Consider the following 16,239-nt stretch of genomic DNA (forward strand, 5'->3'; position numbering starts at 1 on the left):
CGAGGAGTCGCCCGCGCCCGCACTCCCCCCGGCGCCGGGCTGCGCCGGAACGAGGGCGACGCGCGCCCGCCCCCTGCGGCCTCAGCGCCCCCAGCGGCGCGCCCCGCCGGGGACTCGCCCCGCCGAACGGCACCCTCCGCCGGAGTCGTACCGCCGGAGCAGCGCCCCGTCGGAGGCGCGTCCCGCCCGAAGAGCTATGCCCCCGCGGGCTGTCGCACGTTCGCCCGGACCCAGTCCACGATCGACGCCGTCGTCGCGCCGGGCGTGAAGATCTCGGCGACACCCTTCTCCTTGAGGGGCGCGATGTCCGCCTCGGGGATGATGCCGCCGCCGAAGACCTTGATGTCCTCGGCGTCGCGCTCCTTGAGCAGGGAGATCACGGCCGCGAAGAGCGTGTTGTGGGCGCCGGAGAGGATGGAGAGGCCGATCGCGTCGGCGTCCTCCTGGATCGCGGTGTCCACGATCTGCTCAGGGGTCTGGTGCAGGCCCGTGTAGATGACCTCCATACCGGCGTCGCGCAGCGCCCGCGCGATCACCTTGGCCCCGCGATCGTGGCCGTCGAGCCCCGGCTTGGCCACCACCACGCGGATCGGACCGGCTGCCACACCCATCACTGCCTCCATGAACCGACTACACAATCTGAAACCGGACAACCTGTATCCAACAACCTGCACGGAGAAAAGCGCACCGCACAACCCGTAGCAGCAGATACAGGCAGATATCGCACACACCGCCGCTCACCACACCGGATGCACCTGCGGCACGGCGCCCCGCGCCGCACGGACCGGGGAAGTGAACGAACGTTATCGCCAGCATCCCGCACCCGGCAGTTTCACGGTGGAGACCGAGGGGGAAATCACACGATGGGACACGTTCGCCGCGCACGTCTCCGAGATCCTGCGGCACACCCGCCGCTCGGGCCTCGACGGACCTGCGGCAGCCACCGCAGCGGGGCGTGCGCAAAGGAGAGCCGCTTCGAGTTGCCGCACCAGCGCGCCGCGAGCCGGGCGCCCTGGCGGCGGGGACCCTCACACACCACCGACTCACCGCATCGCGGCTTTCCATGAGGGCACACGGGGGACAGAGGCGTCCTCCGGCGTGCCGACGGGAGGTCGGCCGTGAAGGTCACCTGGGCACTGCAACCCCTTCTACCGCTCTGCCAGCGCCTGCTCCCCGGCAGACTGGCCGGACTGTCGATCGCCCTCCTGAAGGCGACCGCCCTGGAGATCACGATCCTCGCCGGACATCTGATCCTCTACCCGTCCGGCATCGTCCAGGAGCGCCGGGTCGCCCCGCCGCTCCCCTCACCGGACGCGGCCACCCTGCCCACCGACGCAAAACCCCCCGTGGTGCTGCTGCACGGCTTCATCGACAACCGCTCGGTCTTCGTCCTGCTGCGCCGCAGCCTCGCCCAGCACGGCAGGCAGCGCGTCGAGTCGCTCAACTACTCCCCGCTGACGTGCGACATCCGCACCGCCGCCGAGCTGCTCGGGCGGCACCTGGAGGAGATCTGCGAGCGCACGGGCCACGAGCAGGTGGACGTCGTCGGTCACAGCCTCGGGGGGCTGATCGCCCGCTACTACGTGCAGCGCCTCGGCGGGGACCACCGTGTGCGCACGCTCGTCACGCTCGGTACGCCGCACTCGGGCACCCGGGTCGCGCCGTTGATGAACGCCCATCCGATCGTCCGGCAGATGCGCCCCGACTCGCCCGTGATCGAGGAACTGCGGCTTCCCGCGCCGGGCTGCCGCACGCAGTTCGTCAGTTTCTGGAGCGATCTGGACAAACTGATGGACCCCCTGGAGACCGCCTGCGTCGACCACCCGGACCTGCTCGTGGAGAACGTGCAGGTGAGCGGCATCGGACACCTGGCTCTGCCGGTCCATCCGGCGGTCGCGACCGGGATACGCCAGGCGCTCGACGTCGAGGAGAGGGGAGCCCAGGCGGTCGCCCGGAGCGGCGGCCTCACGGTGGCCTGACGGCGATCCGACAGCGGTCCGGCGGCAACCCGACCGCCGGGGCACGGCGATCCGACGGCAACCCGCCCGCGACGTGATGGCTCCCCGGCAGCGGTCCCGCGGTGACGCGGCGGCGGTCCGGCAGCGGTTCGACGGCGCTTGAAGGCGGCCCGACCGCCCTTGAACGCCCGCCGGACACCCCTCGGACGGTCGTCCAATATCGAACATTCATCGAACGCCAGGCCAAGGTCGTGCCCGCAGTCCCCCGAAACACGGCCGAATGCCCGTTTCCCGCCAGCACGAAACCTGCCGAAGATTGTCGCGCCCGCGTACCGCCGGGTACAGTCGCCGCACTGCTCTGCCAGCCCCTGTTGTCGAGGCGAAAGAGAAGTTGGTGAACGACCGTCACCCGTCGGGGACCGTTACTCCCCCGGCTCCGGCTCCCGATGCCGCCCCGGCGCACTACGCGCCGTATGGCCAGCAGGGCGCCCCGTACGGCGACTTCACCACGTATGACGGGTACCCCGCCACCGGATTTGAATCAGGCGGCGGCAGTTACGGGACCGCGAGCTTCGCGACCGACCCGCTCTTCGGCGACATGCCCGGCACCGACATGGGCGCGTCCACCGGTTCGTACGACACCACGCAGTGGTCCCCTGGCGGCGATCACGCCTCGGCCGGCGGCCACCACCAATCACCCGCCCCGGCCGACGGGCAGACGCCGGGTTACGACCCGTACGCGGCTCAGCACCACGCCGCGTACGACACCGGTGCTTACGACACCACCACCTGGGCCGCCGGCTACCAGCAACTCGCCGGAATCCCCGGGCAGTCGCAGGGCCAGGACGCCACCGGACAGTGGGACGCGACCGCCTGGAACCAGGCCGAGCAGACCAACCCGCTCGACCACGGCGACCACACCCGGCAGTGGGGCACGCAGGTGCTCGACACGGGTGCGTACGACGCCACCCAGTGGAACTCCGACGGCGGCCAGGACACGTACGAGACGTACGACTCGGCCGCCTCGTCGTCCGAGGCGTACGACCAGCCGCAGGCCGTTCCCTTCGACCAGCAGGCCACCGCCACCTTCGAGCAGGTGCAGCAGGGCGAACTCGACGGTCAGGACGACGAGTTCGTCCCCGCCGACGGAGACGGCGGGGACAGTGCGCAGGAACCGGAGCCGATACTGCTCGACGGAGTCGAGGAGATCACCGCGACGCCGGCCGCGGTCCCGGGTTCGCGTGCGGCGTCGCGCGCCGGCAACCGTTCCCGGCGCCGCGCCCCGGCAAGACGGTCCGCTCTGCTGACGGTGGCCGTGCCCTCCGCGTGCGTGATGGGGGTCGCCGGGATCGCCGCCGCGTCCGTCGTGAGCGTGAGTGCGGACGACAACACCGAGACCACGGCCGCCGCTCCGGAGAAGACGGCCTCCGTGAAGCCGTCCGCCGCCAACAACAAGCTGGACACCCAGCTCGCGAACCTCTCCGCCGATGCCGACGACTTCGCCGACCGGGCGAGCCGGACCCAGGAGCGGATCGACCTCAAGGCCGAGCAGGAGGCCGAGAAGAAGAAGGCGGCGGAGGAGGCGGCCCGCAAGGAGCGGCTGCGCCCCAAGTTCGCCCTTCCGGTCGCCCAGAAGGGGCTCAGCGCCTACTACGGGCAGTCCGGTGTCAACTGGATGTCCGTGCACACGGGCATCGACTTCCCGGTCTCCTACGGCACGACGGTGATGGCCGCGACGGACGGCACCGTACGGACGCAGTGGAACAGCGCGTACGGGAACATGGCGATCGTGACCGCCAAGGACGGTACGGAGACGTGGTACTGCCACCTCTCCACGTACAAGGTCGCGTCGGGGACGGCCGTGAAGGCCGGGGACCCGATCGCGTTCTCCGGGAACTCCGGCAACTCGACCGGCCCGCACCTGCACTTCGAGGTCCGGCCGGCCGGCGGCTCGGCGATCGACCCGCTGCCCTGGCTGCGCAGCCACGGCATCGACCCCACCTGAGCCGCTCCGACTCCGGCATCGCCTCCACCTGAGCAGCTCCGGCTCCCTCATCGACCCCATCGCGAACCCGACTGAGCCGCACGGGCTCCGGCTTCGGCGTCGGCTCCGCGCGCGAGCGGCGGTTTCCGGGCGGCCCGGGGGCCGGAGGGCGGCCCGGCGGTGATCGCCGGACCGGGCCTTCCTACAGCTTCTCGACAGGCGCGTACCGCAGGAGCAGCCGCTTGGGCTTGGGCTCCCCGAAGTCGACCGTCGCCTCGGCGTTGGCGCCCGTGCCCTTCACGCCGACCACCGTGCCGAGACCGAACTGGTCGTGGGTGACCCGGTCGCCGACGGCCAGCGAGACCACCGGCTTCTCGGCCGCACCGCGGCGCGTCGCGAAACCGGACGCCCCCGAGGCCGCGGAACGCGAGCGGGACGAGGAGAGCGAGGCCGCCACACCCGAGACCGGACCCGACTTCACCGGGCCCATGGAGCCCGTGCGCTTCCAGTCCAGGTGCGCGTCCGGGATCTCCTCCAGGAAGCGGGACGGCGGGTTGTACGAGGGCTGGCCCCAGGCGCTGCGCATGGAGGAACGCGTCAGGTACAGCCGCTCCCGCGCGCGGGTGATGCCCACGTACGCCAGGCGGCGCTCCTCCTCCAGCTCCTTGGGCTGGCCGAGTGCGCGCATGTGCGGGAAGACGCCGTCCTCCATGCCGGTCAGGAAGACGACCGGGAACTCGAGGCCCTTGGCGGTGTGCAGGGTCATCAGGGTGATGACTCCGTTGCCGTCCTCCTCGTCGGGGATCTGGTCGGAGTCGGCGACGAGCGCGACCCGCTCCAGGAACTCGGAGAGACTGCCGGCCGCCTCTCCCTCACCGGCCTCCTGCTCGAACTCCAGGGCCACGGCGGCGAGTTCCTGGAGGTTCTCGATGCGGGTCTCGTCCTGCGGATCGGTCGAGGCCTGCAACTCGGCCAGATAACCGGTGCGTTCGAGGACGGCTTCCAGGACGGTCGCCGGACCGGCGCCCGACTCGACGATTGTCCGCAGGTCCTCCATCAGCGTGTTGAACCGCTTGACGGCGTTGGTCGAGCGGGCGGCCATGCCGTACGCCTCGTCGACGCGGCGCAGCGCCTGCGGGAAGCTGATCTTCTCCCGCTGGGCGAGGGCGTCGATCATGGCCTCCGCGCGGTCGCCGATGCCGCGCTTGGGCACGTTCATGATGCGGCGCAGCGGGACCGAGTCCTCCGGGTTCGACAGCACGCGCAGATACGCGAGGACGTCCCGGACCTCCTTGCGCTCGTAGAAGCGGACGCCGCCGACGACCTTGTACGGCAGGCCGACGCGGATGAAGACCTCTTCGAAGACACGGGACTGGGCGTTCGTCCGGTAGAAGACGGCGACGTCGCCGGCCTTGGCCTCGCCCGCGTCGGTGAGGCGGTCTATCTCGTCGGCGACGAACTGCGCCTCGTCGTGCTCGGTGTCGGCGACGTAGCCGGTGATGCGGGCGCCGGCGCCGGCGTTGGTCCACAGGTTCTTGGGGCGGCGGCTCTCGTTGCGCTCGATGACGGCGTTCGCGGCGCTCAGGATCGTCTGCGTGGAGCGGTAGTTCTGCTCCAGGAGGATTGTGGTCGCGTCCGGGTAGTCCTCCTCGAACTGGAGGATGTTGCGGATCGTCGCTCCGCGGAACGCGTAGATCGACTGGTCGGCGTCACCGACGACGCACAGCTCGGCGGGCGGCAGGTCACCCTCGGCCGGGGGCACGTCCACGGGGTGCTCGCCGGTGCCGACGAGCTCGCGGACGAGGGCGTACTGCGCGTGGTTGGTGTCCTGGTACTCGTCGACGAGCACGTGGCGGAAGCGGCGGCGGTAGTGCTCGGCCACGTCGGGGAAGGCGCGCAGCAGATTGACCGTCGTCATGATCAGGTCGTCGAAGTCGAGGGCGTTGGCCTCGCGCAGGCGCGACTGGTACATGGCGTAGGCCTGGGCGAGGGTCTTCTCGAAGCCGTCGGTGGCCTGGGCGGCGAAGTCCTCCTCGTCGATCAGCTCGTTCTTCAGGTTCGAGATCTTGGCGCTGAAGGACTTGGGCGGGAAGCGCTTGGGGTCGAGGTCCAGGTCGCGGCAGACCAGGGCCATGAGGCGCTTGGAGTCGGCGGCGTCGTAGATGGAGAAGGAGGAGGTGAAGCCGAGCCTCTTCGACTCGCGGCGCAGGATGCGGACGCACGCGCTGTGGAAGGTCATCACCCACATCGCGTTCGCGCGGGGGCCGACGAGCTGCTCGACGCGCTCCTTCATCTCGCCCGCGGCCTTGTTCGTGAAGGTGATCGCGAGGATCTGGCCGGGGTGCACATGGCGCTCGCCCAGCAGATGGGCGATGCGGTGCGTGAGCACGCGGGTCTTGCCGGAGCCGGCTCCGGCCACGATGAGCAGGGGCGAGCCGGCGTGCACCACGGCCGCGCGCTGGTTCTCGTTCAGACCGTCGAGCAGCGCCGCCGGGTCCACCGCGGGGCGGACGGCGCCGTCGCGGTAGTAGCCGTCCCGGCTCGGGGGCACGTCGAAGCGGCCGCCGAACAGGTCGTCCGGAAGCTGCTCGGGCGTCCCGTCCTCGGGCGGCGGCGGGGGCTCTCCCTCGTGGGCCCCGGAGGGCTTGAGGTCCGCCAGGAAGCTGTCGTCAAAGAGGCTGCTCATCGCCTTCCGAGTCTAGGCCGCCCCACTGACACCCCGCGGCCACCTCCGGAACTCGGCCGGTTTCCGGGAGCAGGGCGGGCCGGGCAGGGGCTCCCCGCCGGGCCGGCGGACCCGCGTACGGAGGCCGCGGGACGGCACCCCTCTCGCCCTCCGGAACCGCGCTGTCACCTCCGGTGATGGCGTGAACGAGACGCACAACACGCCGGATGATTCGGGACAAGTACCGGAAAACGATCCGGACCGGCGGCTCGTCTCGGCCTCCGCGAAAAAGGTCACGGAAATGTATCGGGCATATCGAACATCAACCTTCACAGAAGCCACACGCGTTGGCTAGCGTGCCGGTCAGGCCGCCCGACCCCCACCGGCGAACGTCGCCGGGCCGCGCGGCCTCCGCCGAGTCCGGCGCGCCTGTGCGCCAGCCGGAGCCGGGGACCCACCGACCTTTGGGGTGAATCGGTCCGACCGCCTTGTCGGGCGCGGACCGTAGGGCAACCCTTCCGAACCACCCGCCCGAACCCGACAGCTAACTCGGTAGGCGGATCATGGAAGGAGTCGCCTCTCTTGGCGTCGCATCGCAAATGGCGTCCCGCGGGTACGCGCGTAGCGGGCGTACGGGCCCCGGGTCTCGCCACGGCCGCCCTCACCTCCGTGGCCCTGCTGTCGCAGACGGCGAACGCCGCGCCGGCCGAGCCCAAGCCGAGCCTGGAGGAAGTCCAGAAGAAGGTGGACGACCTCTACCACCAGGCCGAGACGGCCACCCAGAAGTACAACGCGGCCAAGGAGAAGAGCTCCAAGCAGCGCCGTCGCGTGGACACCCTCCTCGACGACGTGGCCAAGCGCACCGAGAAGCTCAACACCGCGCGCGAGGAACTGGGTTCGTACGCCGCCGCCCAGTACCGCACGGGAGCCGCCGCCCCCGACACCGCGACCCTCCTGCTCGCGGACGACCCGCAGGACTACTTCGACCAGACCCAGCTGATGAGCCGCCTGACGACTCGCCAGAAGGAGGCCGTCGACGACTACGTCACCGAGCAGGCGGCCACGACGAAGAAGCGGGCGGAGGCCTCCGAGAGCCTGGAGAAGCTGACCACCTCGCAGCGGACGCTGAAGTCGACCAAGGCGGAGGTGCAGCGCAAGCTCGCCGACGCCCGCGGACTGCTCTCGAAGCTCACGGCCGAGGAGAAGGCGCGGCTCGCGGCGATCGAGGAGAAGAAGCGGGCCGAGGCCGAGCGCAAGGCCGAGGAACTGGCCCGGCAGCAGGCCGCGGAGGAGAAGCAGCGCCAGGAGGCCGCCCCGCAGGACCAGGGGTCGACGGCGGGCAGTACGGGCGGCACGGCGGACGACGCGTCGTACGCCACCAAGGCCGACAAGGCGCTCGCGTTCGCCCGGGCGCAGATCGGCAAGCCGTACGTCTGGGGCGCGACGGGCCCGGACTCGTACGACTGCTCCGGTCTCACCCAGGCCGCCTGGAAGGCCGCCGGGGTCTCCCTGCCGCGCACCACCTGGGACCAGGTCGACGCGGGCACCACGGTCCCGCTCTCCGACATCAAGCCCGGTGACCTGGTCTTCTTCTACGACGACATCAGCCACGTCGGGCTGTACGTCGGCAACGGGATGATGATCCACGCCCCGAAGCCGGGCGCGTACGTCCGCGAGGAGTCGATCTACTACGACGGCGAGTCGTCGATCCACAGCGTGGTGCGCCCCGCCTGAGGGCGGATCCGCGGGCGGGCCGCCGCGGCCGTGTCCGGCGTGACCCGACGGTCACGCCGGGCCCGGGCCCCGGTCCGGTGCGAAGCCGGAGGCCGGGCCCGGCGAACGGGACCGGCGGTCGGCGGTCGGCGGTCGGCGGTCAGGTCCAGAGCACCGCGATGAAGATGTTCGCCGTGGTCAGCAGGCCCACCGTGGCGAAGGCGCCCTTCCCGACCTTCTCCTCGTCGCGCTTCACGTAGACGAGCCCCAGGATCACGATCAGCAGGGCGAGCTTCACGCCGATCTTGATGTTGTCGAGCGAGTTGTCGTCGGCCTGATTGAGGCCGACCAGTACGACGCCCGTGACCAGCATGGTGAGCGCGCCGTGCAGCATCGCGGGGACGAACCGGGCCGTGCCCCGGCCCATCGCCTTCATCTGGGTGAGAAAGCCGCCGAGGAGCGCGGCGATCCCGATGATGTGCAGGCCGACGAAGAGATGGATGAGTACGTCCATGGGGCCGGAGCCTAATCGGGGGCCCCGCCGCGCCCCTGCACCGCCCCCACCCCCGAGCCCGCCCGCCCGGGCCGGTTCAGCACGGGTCAGGTCGGACCAGGCCGGGTCGGTCGGGTCGGGTCGGGTCGGGTCGGGTCGGTGGGCTCATAGCACCGGCGTCCCGGGCCCCGCCCGGAGAACCGCCGCATCGGTCAGCACTCCGAGCCAAGCCGACGTCCGCGGGCCACGATCCCGGTCGCATACGGTCACCTCGCGGTCCTCTCGCGTCACTTCCGCACATGGGGTCACGGTCCGGTCACAACCAGGTTTAGCGTCCTCCCCCAGGTGACCGGCTCTCCACCGCCGCCCGGGCCAGGGGCGGCAGCCGGACACCTCCGCCGAAAGGTCCGGCGGCGTCCCGCTCCCCCTGCGCGGGCGCCGTCGGACGCGTCACCGCCTTTCGCTCGGGCGGCCGTGCGGGAGGAGTCGTCGCGAAAGGATGTGTGCCCTCGTGGCATCGCACCGCAAGCCCGGACCACGCTCGTTCGGCGGCCAGACGGCCCGCACCGCCGCCACCCTCGCCCTCGCGGGCGCGGCGACGGCCACGGCGTTCGAGGGAACGGGCCACGCCGAGCCCCAGCTGTCCCCGGCGCAGGTCAGGGCCAAGGTCGACCGGCTGTACCAGGAGGCGGAGGTCGCCACCGAGAAGTACAACGGGGCGAAGGAGAAGGCCGACAAGGGGGAACGGCGGCTCAGGACACTGCGCGACGAGGCGGCCCGCAGGACCGACCGTCTCAACTCGGCCCGGGACGCGCTCGGTGCGATCGCCGCCGCGCAGTACCGCACCGGCGGTCTCGACCCGGCGGTGCAGCTCGCACTCTCCGACGACCCCGACCGCTATCTGGACGGTGCCGCGTTCGCCGAACGCGCCGGGAGCCGGCAGGCGTCGGCGGTGGCGCGGGTGCGCAAGCAGCTGCGGGAGATCGAGCAGCTGCGCGGGGCCGCCCATGTCGAGCTCGCCTCCCTCAAGTCCCGGCAGGCGGAGCTGAAGCGGCAGAAGAAGAAGATCAACGGGAAGCTGGGCGAGGCGCGGCAGCTGCTGTCCCGGCTCACCGACGAGCAGCGTGCGCGGCTCTCGGCGGACGGCGGCACCGGGCACGCGTCCCGCTCCTCGGCGCGGGACGCGGCTGCCCTGCAGGCCGGCCCCGCCACGGGCGCCTCCGCGGCCACGGCCCCCAACTCCCGCGCGGCGGCCGCGGTCGCGTACGCCTACCAGAAGCTCGGCAGTCCCTACGTCTGGGGCGCCACCGGCCCCAACGCCTTCGACTGCTCGGGGCTCACCCTGGCCGCGTACCGCGCCGCGGGCGTCTCGCTGCCGCGCACGACGTACGCCCAGATCGGCACCGGACGACGGGTCTCCCGGTCCGAACTCCTGCCGGGGGACCTGGTCTTCTTCTACTCCGGAATCAGCCATGTGGGGATCTATGTGGGGCACGGCCAGATGATCCACGCCCCCAACCCGTCGGCGCCCGTGCGGCTGGCACCGATCGACCAGATGCCGTTTGCGGGGGCTACGCGGGTGGTGTGAGGACCCCGTACGGCAGGTGAAGGATTCCGGCCGGACCCGGGTACGCGCTGATGGCATGGGCACGTTCGCGCGGTAGCGTCGACGACAGTCGCGTACCGCCCGTCGTCGCCCCGCACCATCGCCCGTCGCCGTTCGAGAGGTCCCGATGTCCCCCTCCCTGTTCCCGCAGCTTCCGCCGCCCTGGCAGATCCGGACCTGGCCGGACCGGACGGCGCTGCTGGCCGAGCGCGGGCAGGCGCTGGAGGAGTTGCGGGCGCGAAGCCTCGGGGTGCACCGGGTCATGCTGCTGTGGCTGCTGTCGCTGGTGGCGATCATCGGCTGGGCGCTGCTGGTGCTGCCGCTGCAGCAGTTCGAGCAGGGGGATCCCACCGGGGTCGTCCTGGGGCCGATCTTCGCGCTGCTCGGGCTGGCCTCGCTCGCCCCGTCCGTCGCGGCGGTCGCCGTCGCCGTGCGCCGCGACCGGCAGATCCAGCAGCTCCTGGACGCCTGGCTGGTGCTGGACAGCCATCCGCCGACGGACGCCCGTCTGCGGTCCCCCGGCCTCAGCCTCTTCTGGCTGCTCTCCTCGGCCGGCGTCTGTGCGATCGGTCTGTGGGCGTCACTCGCGGCGGTGGCCGGGGCCGAACCCGGCCGCCACGCCCACAGCGACGTCGTCCTCGGGCTGGGCACCGGTCTGATCCTGTGGCTGACCGGTCTGCTCGGGATCGCGAAGGCCGTGCGTCACTACCGGTGGGCGCTGCGGGTGCTGGGGCCGGCGGCGGCCGGGGTGCCCCGGTGAACCGCCGGCCGGCCCCTCACACCAGCCGGCGTGCCGTGGCCCAGCGGGTCAGCTCGTGGCGGTTGGACAGCTGCAGCTTGCGCAGCACCGCCGAGACGTGGGACTCGACCGTCTTGACGGAGATGAACAGCTGCTTGGCGATCTCCTTGTACGCATAGCCGCGGGCGATGAGGCGCAGCACCTCGCGCTCGCGCTGGGTGAGCCGGTCGAGGTCCTCGTCGACGGGCGGGGCGTCGGTCGAGGCGAAGGCGTCGAGGACGAAGCCGGCCAGGCGGGGCGAGAAGACCGCGTCGCCGTCCTGGACGCGGAAGATGGAGTCGACCAGGTCGGTGCCGGTGATGGTCTTGGTGACGTAGCCACGGGCACCGCCGCGGATCACCCCGATCACGTCCTCGGCGGCGTCCGAGACGGAGAGCGCGAGGAAGCGCACCGGCTGCTCGGGGTCGGCCATCAACGGCGCGCAGCGGCGCAGCACTTCGACGCCGCCGCCACCCGGCAGGTGGACGTCGAGGAGCACCACCTCGGGCCGGGTGGCGGTGATCACCGTGACGGCCTGGTCGACGTCCGCGGCCTCGCCGACCACCTCGACACCGGTCCGCGCGGTCTCCCCGATCTCGGCCTGCACGCCCGTACGGAACATGCGGTGGTCGTCGACGAGGACGACCCGCGCCCGGCGCCCACCCGCGGCCGGTTCGGTGGGCCCGCCCGCGGCCGGTTCGCCCGCTTCGGCAGAACTTCCGGGCCCTGCGGGCCCCTTGGCCTCGTCCGGCCCGCTCACGTCGCTCATGACGTACTCTCCGCCCTCTCCATCTCCAGCTCGACCTCCGTGCCGCCGTCCGGCACCGCACGCAGTCGCGCCGTGCCGCCGTTGCGCTCCATGCGGCCGATGATCGATTCTCTGACGCCCATGCGGTCGGCGGGTATCGCGTCGAGGTCGAAGCCGGGGCCGCGGTCGCGGACGGACACGAAGACCGTCCTGCCCTCGACTTCGGCGAAGACCTGTACGGCGCCGCCCTCGCCACCGTACTTGGCGGCGTTCACCATCGCTTCCCTCGCGGCCTGCATCTGTGCGCCGAGCCCCTCGTCGAGCGGGCAGTCCCCGACCACGACGACCTCGATGGGGACGCCGTGCTTGTCCTCGACCTCGGCCGCGTTGCGCCGGACCGCCTCGGCGAGGGTGTCCGGTTCCTCGGCCTCGTCCTTGCCGGTGCCCTCCGGCTTGTAGAGCCAGGCGCGCAGGTCCCGCTCCTGGGCGCGGGCCAGGCGCCTGACCTCGCCCGCGTTCTCCGCGTTGCGCTGGATCAGGGTCAGGGTGTGCAGCACCGAGTCGTGGACGTGGGCGGCGACCTCCGCCCGCTCCTGGGCGCGGATGCGCATCAGCCGCTCCTCGGACAGGTCCTGGGTCATGCGGACGAGATACGGGCCGGCGAGGAGCGCTATGCCGACCAGGACCGCGAGCGCCGCCTGGAGGACGGAACCGAGATGGGCCGCGGAGCCCTGGAGCACGAAGATGCCCGAGACGCCCGCGGTGACCAGCAGGACGCCCGCCGCCGAGCGCAGCAGGGTGAGCGTGCGTCTGCGGCGGCCCACTTCCATCCAGCGGGCGCGCCGCGCGTTGTCCGCCTGGCGCCAGACCAGGGCGACGCCCGCGCCGACGAGCACGGTCGGCCAGAGGTAGGCCTTGGCTCCCCCGCCGAGATTCACGTTGCCGACGAAGACCATGGCCACGACGACCATGAGCAGCAGTGCGACGATCTGGCCGCGGTCGGGCTTGCGGGCCACGAGTCTGCGGCGGCCGTCGGGCGCGGACTCGGTGCTGACGGAGGGCGGGCGCCCGGCGTCGACGCCGCCGACCCCCAGCGGCACGAAGAACCAGAACGCGGCGTACAGCAGCGCCCCCAGCCCGTCCGCCATGAACAGGCCGACGAACACCAGCCGCACCCACACCACGGGCAGCCCGAGATGCCCGGCGAGCCCCCGCGCGACACCCCCGAGCCAGCGGCCGTCGCTGCTGCGGTAGAGCTTGCGCGGCGGCCGCGGAACGTCGAGGGGCACTGCTGCGGCTTCCGGCATGCCATCGATGGTCACACGCCCGGCGGAGCGGAGCATCAGGGTCGACCCCCGAGAGTCCCCTGATCTTCGACGGGGCGTTACTTTGCCGGGGCTCCCCCGGCCGCCTCGGGGACGATCTCAGGGTCGGGCCAGGGTCATCCCGGCTCCCCACACGCGTCCTCGCCCGTCACCATGGACGCATGACAGATCAGCAGCACGCGGCGGCGGAGCCGGACCCCGGGCGGGGCCCGGCCGCCGGTGCCGGGCCGCGCGCGCACGAGGCGCACGGGGGCGCGGCCCCGTCCGGCGTGCCCGGGGCCCCGCACAGGTTCCGGCGCGACCGGCGGCAGAAGATGCTGGGCGGAGTATGCGCCGGGCTGGGGCGGCAGTGCGAGATGGACCCGGTGATCTTCCGGATCGTGCTCGCGGTGCTCGCCGCGACCGGCGGGCTCGGCCTCATCTTCTACGGCTTCGCCTGGCTGTTCGTCCCGTTCGACGACGACGAGGAGAACGAGGTCCGCAAGCTGCTGACCGGCCGGGTGGACGGCCAGGCGCTGGCAGCGGTCCTCTTCGCCCTGGTCGGCTGCGGAGTCTTCCTCTCGATGCTGAACAACGGAGGGGTGCTCGCCTTCGCCGGCATACTGTCGCTGCTCCTGGCCGGTGCCGGGTACTGGTCTCAGCAGCGCGGCGCCCCCGACCCGGACCCGCTCGCAGCGCAGGCCGTGGCCGACGCCCCGCCCGAGGCCAAGCCGCCGCCCGTCCCGTACTCCTCTCCCTCCTGGTGGCGCGACCCGATCGTCAAGGACGGCACGCACGTCGGCGGCACCGGGTATCTCTGGGGTCCCCCGAGCTCCCGGGACCGGGACGTGGCGGCAGCGGTGAACATCGCCCGCGGCACCGCCCGCGGGGACATGCGCGCCGCCGTCGAGCCGCAGCCGCGCGGCCCCCGCTGGATCGGCGGCTGGGTGTTCCTCGCGGCGCTGGCGGCGGGCGCCCTCGGCACGGGCCTGACGTGGGACGACCACGCTCTCGGCGCCAGCGCGCAGACCGGGCTCGCCTGCGCGCTCGTGGTCTTCGGCGTCGGCATCGCGCTCAGCGCCTTCCTCGGGCGTACGGGCGCGGGCTCGGTCTTCCTGGCCGTCGTCACCGCCGGGCTGCTGGCCTGTTCCGCGGCTCTCCCCGACAACGTCGGAACCCACTGGGTCCGCACCCGGTGGACCCCGGCGGCGGTCTCCGACGTGAGGCCGACCTACGACCTCGGTACGGGCGTCGGCACTCTGGACCTCACGCGCGTCGACCTCGGCAAGGACCAGCAGGTGTCGACGCACGCCGAGGTCGGGGTCGGCAGGCTCAAGGTGGTGGTCCCCAAGGACGCGACCGTACGGCTGGACATCGAAGTGGGCGTCGGGGACATTCAGTTGCCGGGCGAGGACAGCAAGGACGTGGACGTGCAGCCGGGCAGGACGAGACATCTGACCCTGCCGCCGGCGGGCGGCGGCAAGAACGGCGGCACGTTCGACCTCCGGCTGGAAGTCGGCGTCGGACAGGCGGAGGTGGCCCGTGCTGCGTCATGAGTTCCAGCCGGGAAAGCTGGTCGCGGGCTGCTTCCTCGTCCTCGCGGGCGTCCTGTACGCGGGTGACGCGGGCGGGCTCTGGGAGACCCCGTGGTTCGCGGTGATCCCGATCGTCGTGGGCGGCCTGTGTCTGGCGGGCGCGGTGGCGTTCCTGACCCATGCGGTGCGCCACCGCAGATCGGCCCGGGCGGACGCGGGCCGTTCCCGGAGCGCCTAGCGGTAGCCGCCCCCGCGTCGGCGGCGCCGGGCGCGCAGGGCGGCGTCCAGGGAAAGGACCGAGGCGCCGGCGAGGACGAGGGGCAGCCAGGCCATCAGATACGCGAGGTCGTTGCCGTAGTAGTACGGATCGGAGGCCCAGCTCACCGTCAGCCACAGGCTGAGGGAGATCAGTGCGCCGCCGAGTGCGGCCAGCCGGGCGAACAGACCGAGGAGGGTGCCGATGCCGACGGCCAGCTCACCGAGGGCGATGGCGTAGCCGAAGCCGACGGGGTTCTTCAGGGCCAGGTCGATGAGCGCGGGGATGGCCGACGAGCTCCGGGCGGAGCGCATCATGTCGCCGATGGAACCGGCTCCGGCGTCCTTCATGAACGCGCTGTCGGTGAGCTTGTCCAGGCCGGCGTAGATGAAGGTGACGCCCAGGAAGACGCGCAGGGGGAGCAGGGCGTATCGGGTGGCGGTGTCCCGCCAGCCCCGGCCTCCGTCGGTGTACGTGCCGTGCGTGTCCGTGCGAATGCCGTGAGTCATCGCTGCCGCCGCCTCTCGCCCGCCGTGCCGTTGACCTCTCAACAGACCATACGCACGGCGGGGTCGTCACGCTCAGCGGTCCGACGCGGCCGCGCGCCAAGGGTCCACCGCCGGGTGAACCCACTCCCCCAAGTTCCCCGACCCTCGGCGTCCCGGCCCGCGCCGGGGCAGGACGGCGAACCCGGCCCCACTGGTGAGCCCGCCCGGGTGGGCCCACTCCCCCACTCCCACCAACACCTCGTATCCCGGCCGGCCCCGGGGTGGGACGGCGAACCCGACGCCGACGGGGAGCCGCCCGGGTGGGCCCACTCCCCGCGCCCACCAGCACCCCGTATCCCGGCTGGCGCCGTGGTGGGACGGCGAGCCCGGCGCCGACGGGGTGCCGCCTGCGCCCACCCGTGCCGCCCCTTGCGGCACGCCTGCCCGCAGCTAGGGCCGACCGGGCGCCACCCCACTCCCGCACGCCCGCCCGCAGCTGAAGCGGCCGACCGAGCCCCCACCCCGCGCCGCCTGCCCGCAGCTAGGGCGGCCCGCAGGGCAATGGGCACGAGCCTGCAGCCGCCCTCCGGCGGAAGGGGCCGTGCCGGTACATCACATGCCCGTCGAGACGGGGCCACACCCCACCGAGGAACGCTGGTGACGGACAGAGGTGCCCGACCAGCGACGGGCGGATGTACCGGCACGGCCCCG

13 protein-coding genes and 1 riboswitch are annotated in these 16,239 nt (G+C 72.3%); of the genes, 7 read left to right on the plus strand and 6 right to left on the minus strand.

The window, feature by feature from the left end:
- Nucleotides 1-194: 194 nt before the first annotated feature.
- Nucleotides 195-611, minus strand: a complete 417-nt coding sequence (locus ACZ4NT_RS30890; protein ID WP_121405571.1) for a cobalamin B12-binding domain-containing protein — start codon at nucleotides 609-611, stop codon at nucleotides 195-197.
- Between the two features lie 507 nt (nucleotides 612-1,118).
- Here ACZ4NT_RS30890 and ACZ4NT_RS30895 point away from each other — a divergent pair.
- Both ACZ4NT_RS30895 and ACZ4NT_RS30900 read left to right on the plus strand, forming a co-directional pair.
- A complete protein-coding gene (locus ACZ4NT_RS30895; RefSeq protein WP_121405570.1) occupies nucleotides 1,119-1,979 on the plus strand; it encodes an alpha/beta fold hydrolase in 861 nt (286 codons plus the stop codon).
- A 373-nt stretch (nucleotides 1,980-2,352) separates the two neighbouring features.
- On the plus strand, nucleotides 2,353-3,963 hold the full coding sequence (locus ACZ4NT_RS30900; RefSeq protein WP_467728457.1) for a M23 family metallopeptidase: 1,611 nt from the start codon (nucleotides 2,353-2,355) through the stop codon (nucleotides 3,961-3,963).
- A gap of 181 nt (nucleotides 3,964-4,144) precedes the next feature.
- Here the strand turns inward: ACZ4NT_RS30900 and pcrA are convergent, their stop codons facing one another.
- A complete protein-coding gene (pcrA, locus tag ACZ4NT_RS30905; RefSeq protein WP_467728458.1) occupies nucleotides 4,145-6,628 on the minus strand; it encodes a DNA helicase PcrA in 2,484 nt (827 codons plus the stop codon).
- Between the two features lie 381 nt (nucleotides 6,629-7,009).
- A riboswitch (cyclic di-AMP (ydaO/yuaA leader) is annotated at nucleotides 7,010-7,181 on the plus strand.
- 8 nt (nucleotides 7,182-7,189) lie between these two features.
- On the opposite strand from pcrA, the gene ACZ4NT_RS30910 reads away from it, so the two are divergent.
- Nucleotides 7,190-8,341 (plus strand): NlpC/P60 family protein, encoded by a 1,152-nt coding sequence (locus ACZ4NT_RS30910; RefSeq protein WP_121405567.1) that lies wholly within the window; start codon nucleotides 7,190-7,192, stop codon nucleotides 8,339-8,341.
- A gap of 139 nt (nucleotides 8,342-8,480) precedes the next feature.
- On the opposite strand, the gene ACZ4NT_RS30915 is transcribed toward ACZ4NT_RS30910, so the two are convergent.
- On the minus strand, nucleotides 8,481-8,834 hold the full coding sequence (locus tag ACZ4NT_RS30915; RefSeq protein WP_121405566.1) for a hypothetical protein: 354 nt from the start codon (nucleotides 8,832-8,834) through the stop codon (nucleotides 8,481-8,483).
- 490 nt (nucleotides 8,835-9,324) lie between these two features.
- On the opposite strand from ACZ4NT_RS30915, the gene ACZ4NT_RS30920 reads away from it, so the two are divergent.
- Together ACZ4NT_RS30920 and ACZ4NT_RS30925 are read left to right on the plus strand one after the other, a co-directional pair.
- Nucleotides 9,325-10,401, plus strand: a complete 1,077-nt coding sequence (locus ACZ4NT_RS30920) for a C40 family peptidase (RefSeq protein WP_121406388.1) — start codon at nucleotides 9,325-9,327, stop codon at nucleotides 10,399-10,401.
- 145 nt (nucleotides 10,402-10,546) lie between these two features.
- Complete coding sequence (locus tag ACZ4NT_RS30925; RefSeq protein ID WP_121405565.1) at nucleotides 10,547-11,179, plus strand: hypothetical protein; 633 nt, start codon at nucleotides 10,547-10,549, stop codon at nucleotides 11,177-11,179.
- A gap of 16 nt (nucleotides 11,180-11,195) precedes the next feature.
- Here the strand turns inward: ACZ4NT_RS30925 and ACZ4NT_RS30930 are convergent, their stop codons facing one another.
- Nucleotides 11,196-11,957 (minus strand): response regulator transcription factor, encoded by a 762-nt coding sequence (locus tag ACZ4NT_RS30930; RefSeq protein ID WP_121406387.1) that lies wholly within the window; start codon nucleotides 11,955-11,957, stop codon nucleotides 11,196-11,198.
- A 5-nt stretch (nucleotides 11,958-11,962) separates the two neighbouring features.
- On the minus strand, nucleotides 11,963-13,288 hold the full coding sequence (locus ACZ4NT_RS30935; RefSeq protein WP_121405564.1) for an ATP-binding protein: 1,326 nt from the start codon (nucleotides 13,286-13,288) through the stop codon (nucleotides 11,963-11,965).
- 143 nt (nucleotides 13,289-13,431) lie between these two features.
- Between ACZ4NT_RS30935 and ACZ4NT_RS30940 the strand changes: the two genes are divergently transcribed.
- On the plus strand, nucleotides 13,432-14,805 hold the full coding sequence (locus tag ACZ4NT_RS30940) for a PspC domain-containing protein (protein ID WP_121405563.1): 1,374 nt from the start codon (nucleotides 13,432-13,434) through the stop codon (nucleotides 14,803-14,805).
- Nucleotides 14,792-15,022, plus strand: a complete 231-nt coding sequence (locus ACZ4NT_RS30945; protein ID WP_121405562.1) for a hypothetical protein — start codon at nucleotides 14,792-14,794, stop codon at nucleotides 15,020-15,022. Before ACZ4NT_RS30940 ends, ACZ4NT_RS30945 begins: the two co-directional genes overlap by 14 nt.
- On the opposite strand, the gene ACZ4NT_RS30950 is transcribed toward ACZ4NT_RS30945, so the two are convergent.
- Nucleotides 15,019-15,549, minus strand: a complete 531-nt coding sequence (locus ACZ4NT_RS30950; protein WP_121405561.1) for a DoxX family protein — start codon at nucleotides 15,547-15,549, stop codon at nucleotides 15,019-15,021. The genes ACZ4NT_RS30945 and ACZ4NT_RS30950 overlap by 4 nt on opposite strands.
- Between the last annotated feature and the right edge of the window lie 690 nt (nucleotides 15,550-16,239).

The organism is Streptomyces sp. NPDC026417 (genome assembly GCF_055567695.1).

What these genes read in the sequence shown, in the direction of transcription:
- ACZ4NT_RS30950 (WP_121405561.1), bottom strand. Translation starts at nt 15,549, where the DNA reads ATGACTCACGGCATTCGCACGGACACGCACGGCACGTACACCGACGGA.
- ACZ4NT_RS30890 (WP_121405571.1), bottom strand. Translation starts at nt 611, where the DNA reads ATGGGTGTGGCAGCCGGTCCGATCCGCGTGGTGGTGGCCAAGCCGGGG.
- ACZ4NT_RS30925 (WP_121405565.1), top strand. Translation starts at nt 10,547, where the DNA reads ATGTCCCCCTCCCTGTTCCCGCAGCTTCCGCCGCCCTGGCAGATCCGG.
- ACZ4NT_RS30935 (WP_121405564.1), bottom strand. Translation starts at nt 13,288, where the DNA reads ATGCTCCGCTCCGCCGGGCGTGTGACCATCGATGGCATGCCGGAAGCC.
- ACZ4NT_RS30915 (WP_121405566.1), bottom strand. Translation starts at nt 8,834, where the DNA reads ATGGACGTACTCATCCATCTCTTCGTCGGCCTGCACATCATCGGGATC.
- pcrA (WP_467728458.1), bottom strand. Translation starts at nt 6,628, where the DNA reads ATGAGCAGCCTCTTTGACGACAGCTTCCTGGCGGACCTCAAGCCCTCC.
- ACZ4NT_RS30940 (WP_121405563.1), top strand. Translation starts at nt 13,432, where the DNA reads ATGACAGATCAGCAGCACGCGGCGGCGGAGCCGGACCCCGGGCGGGGC.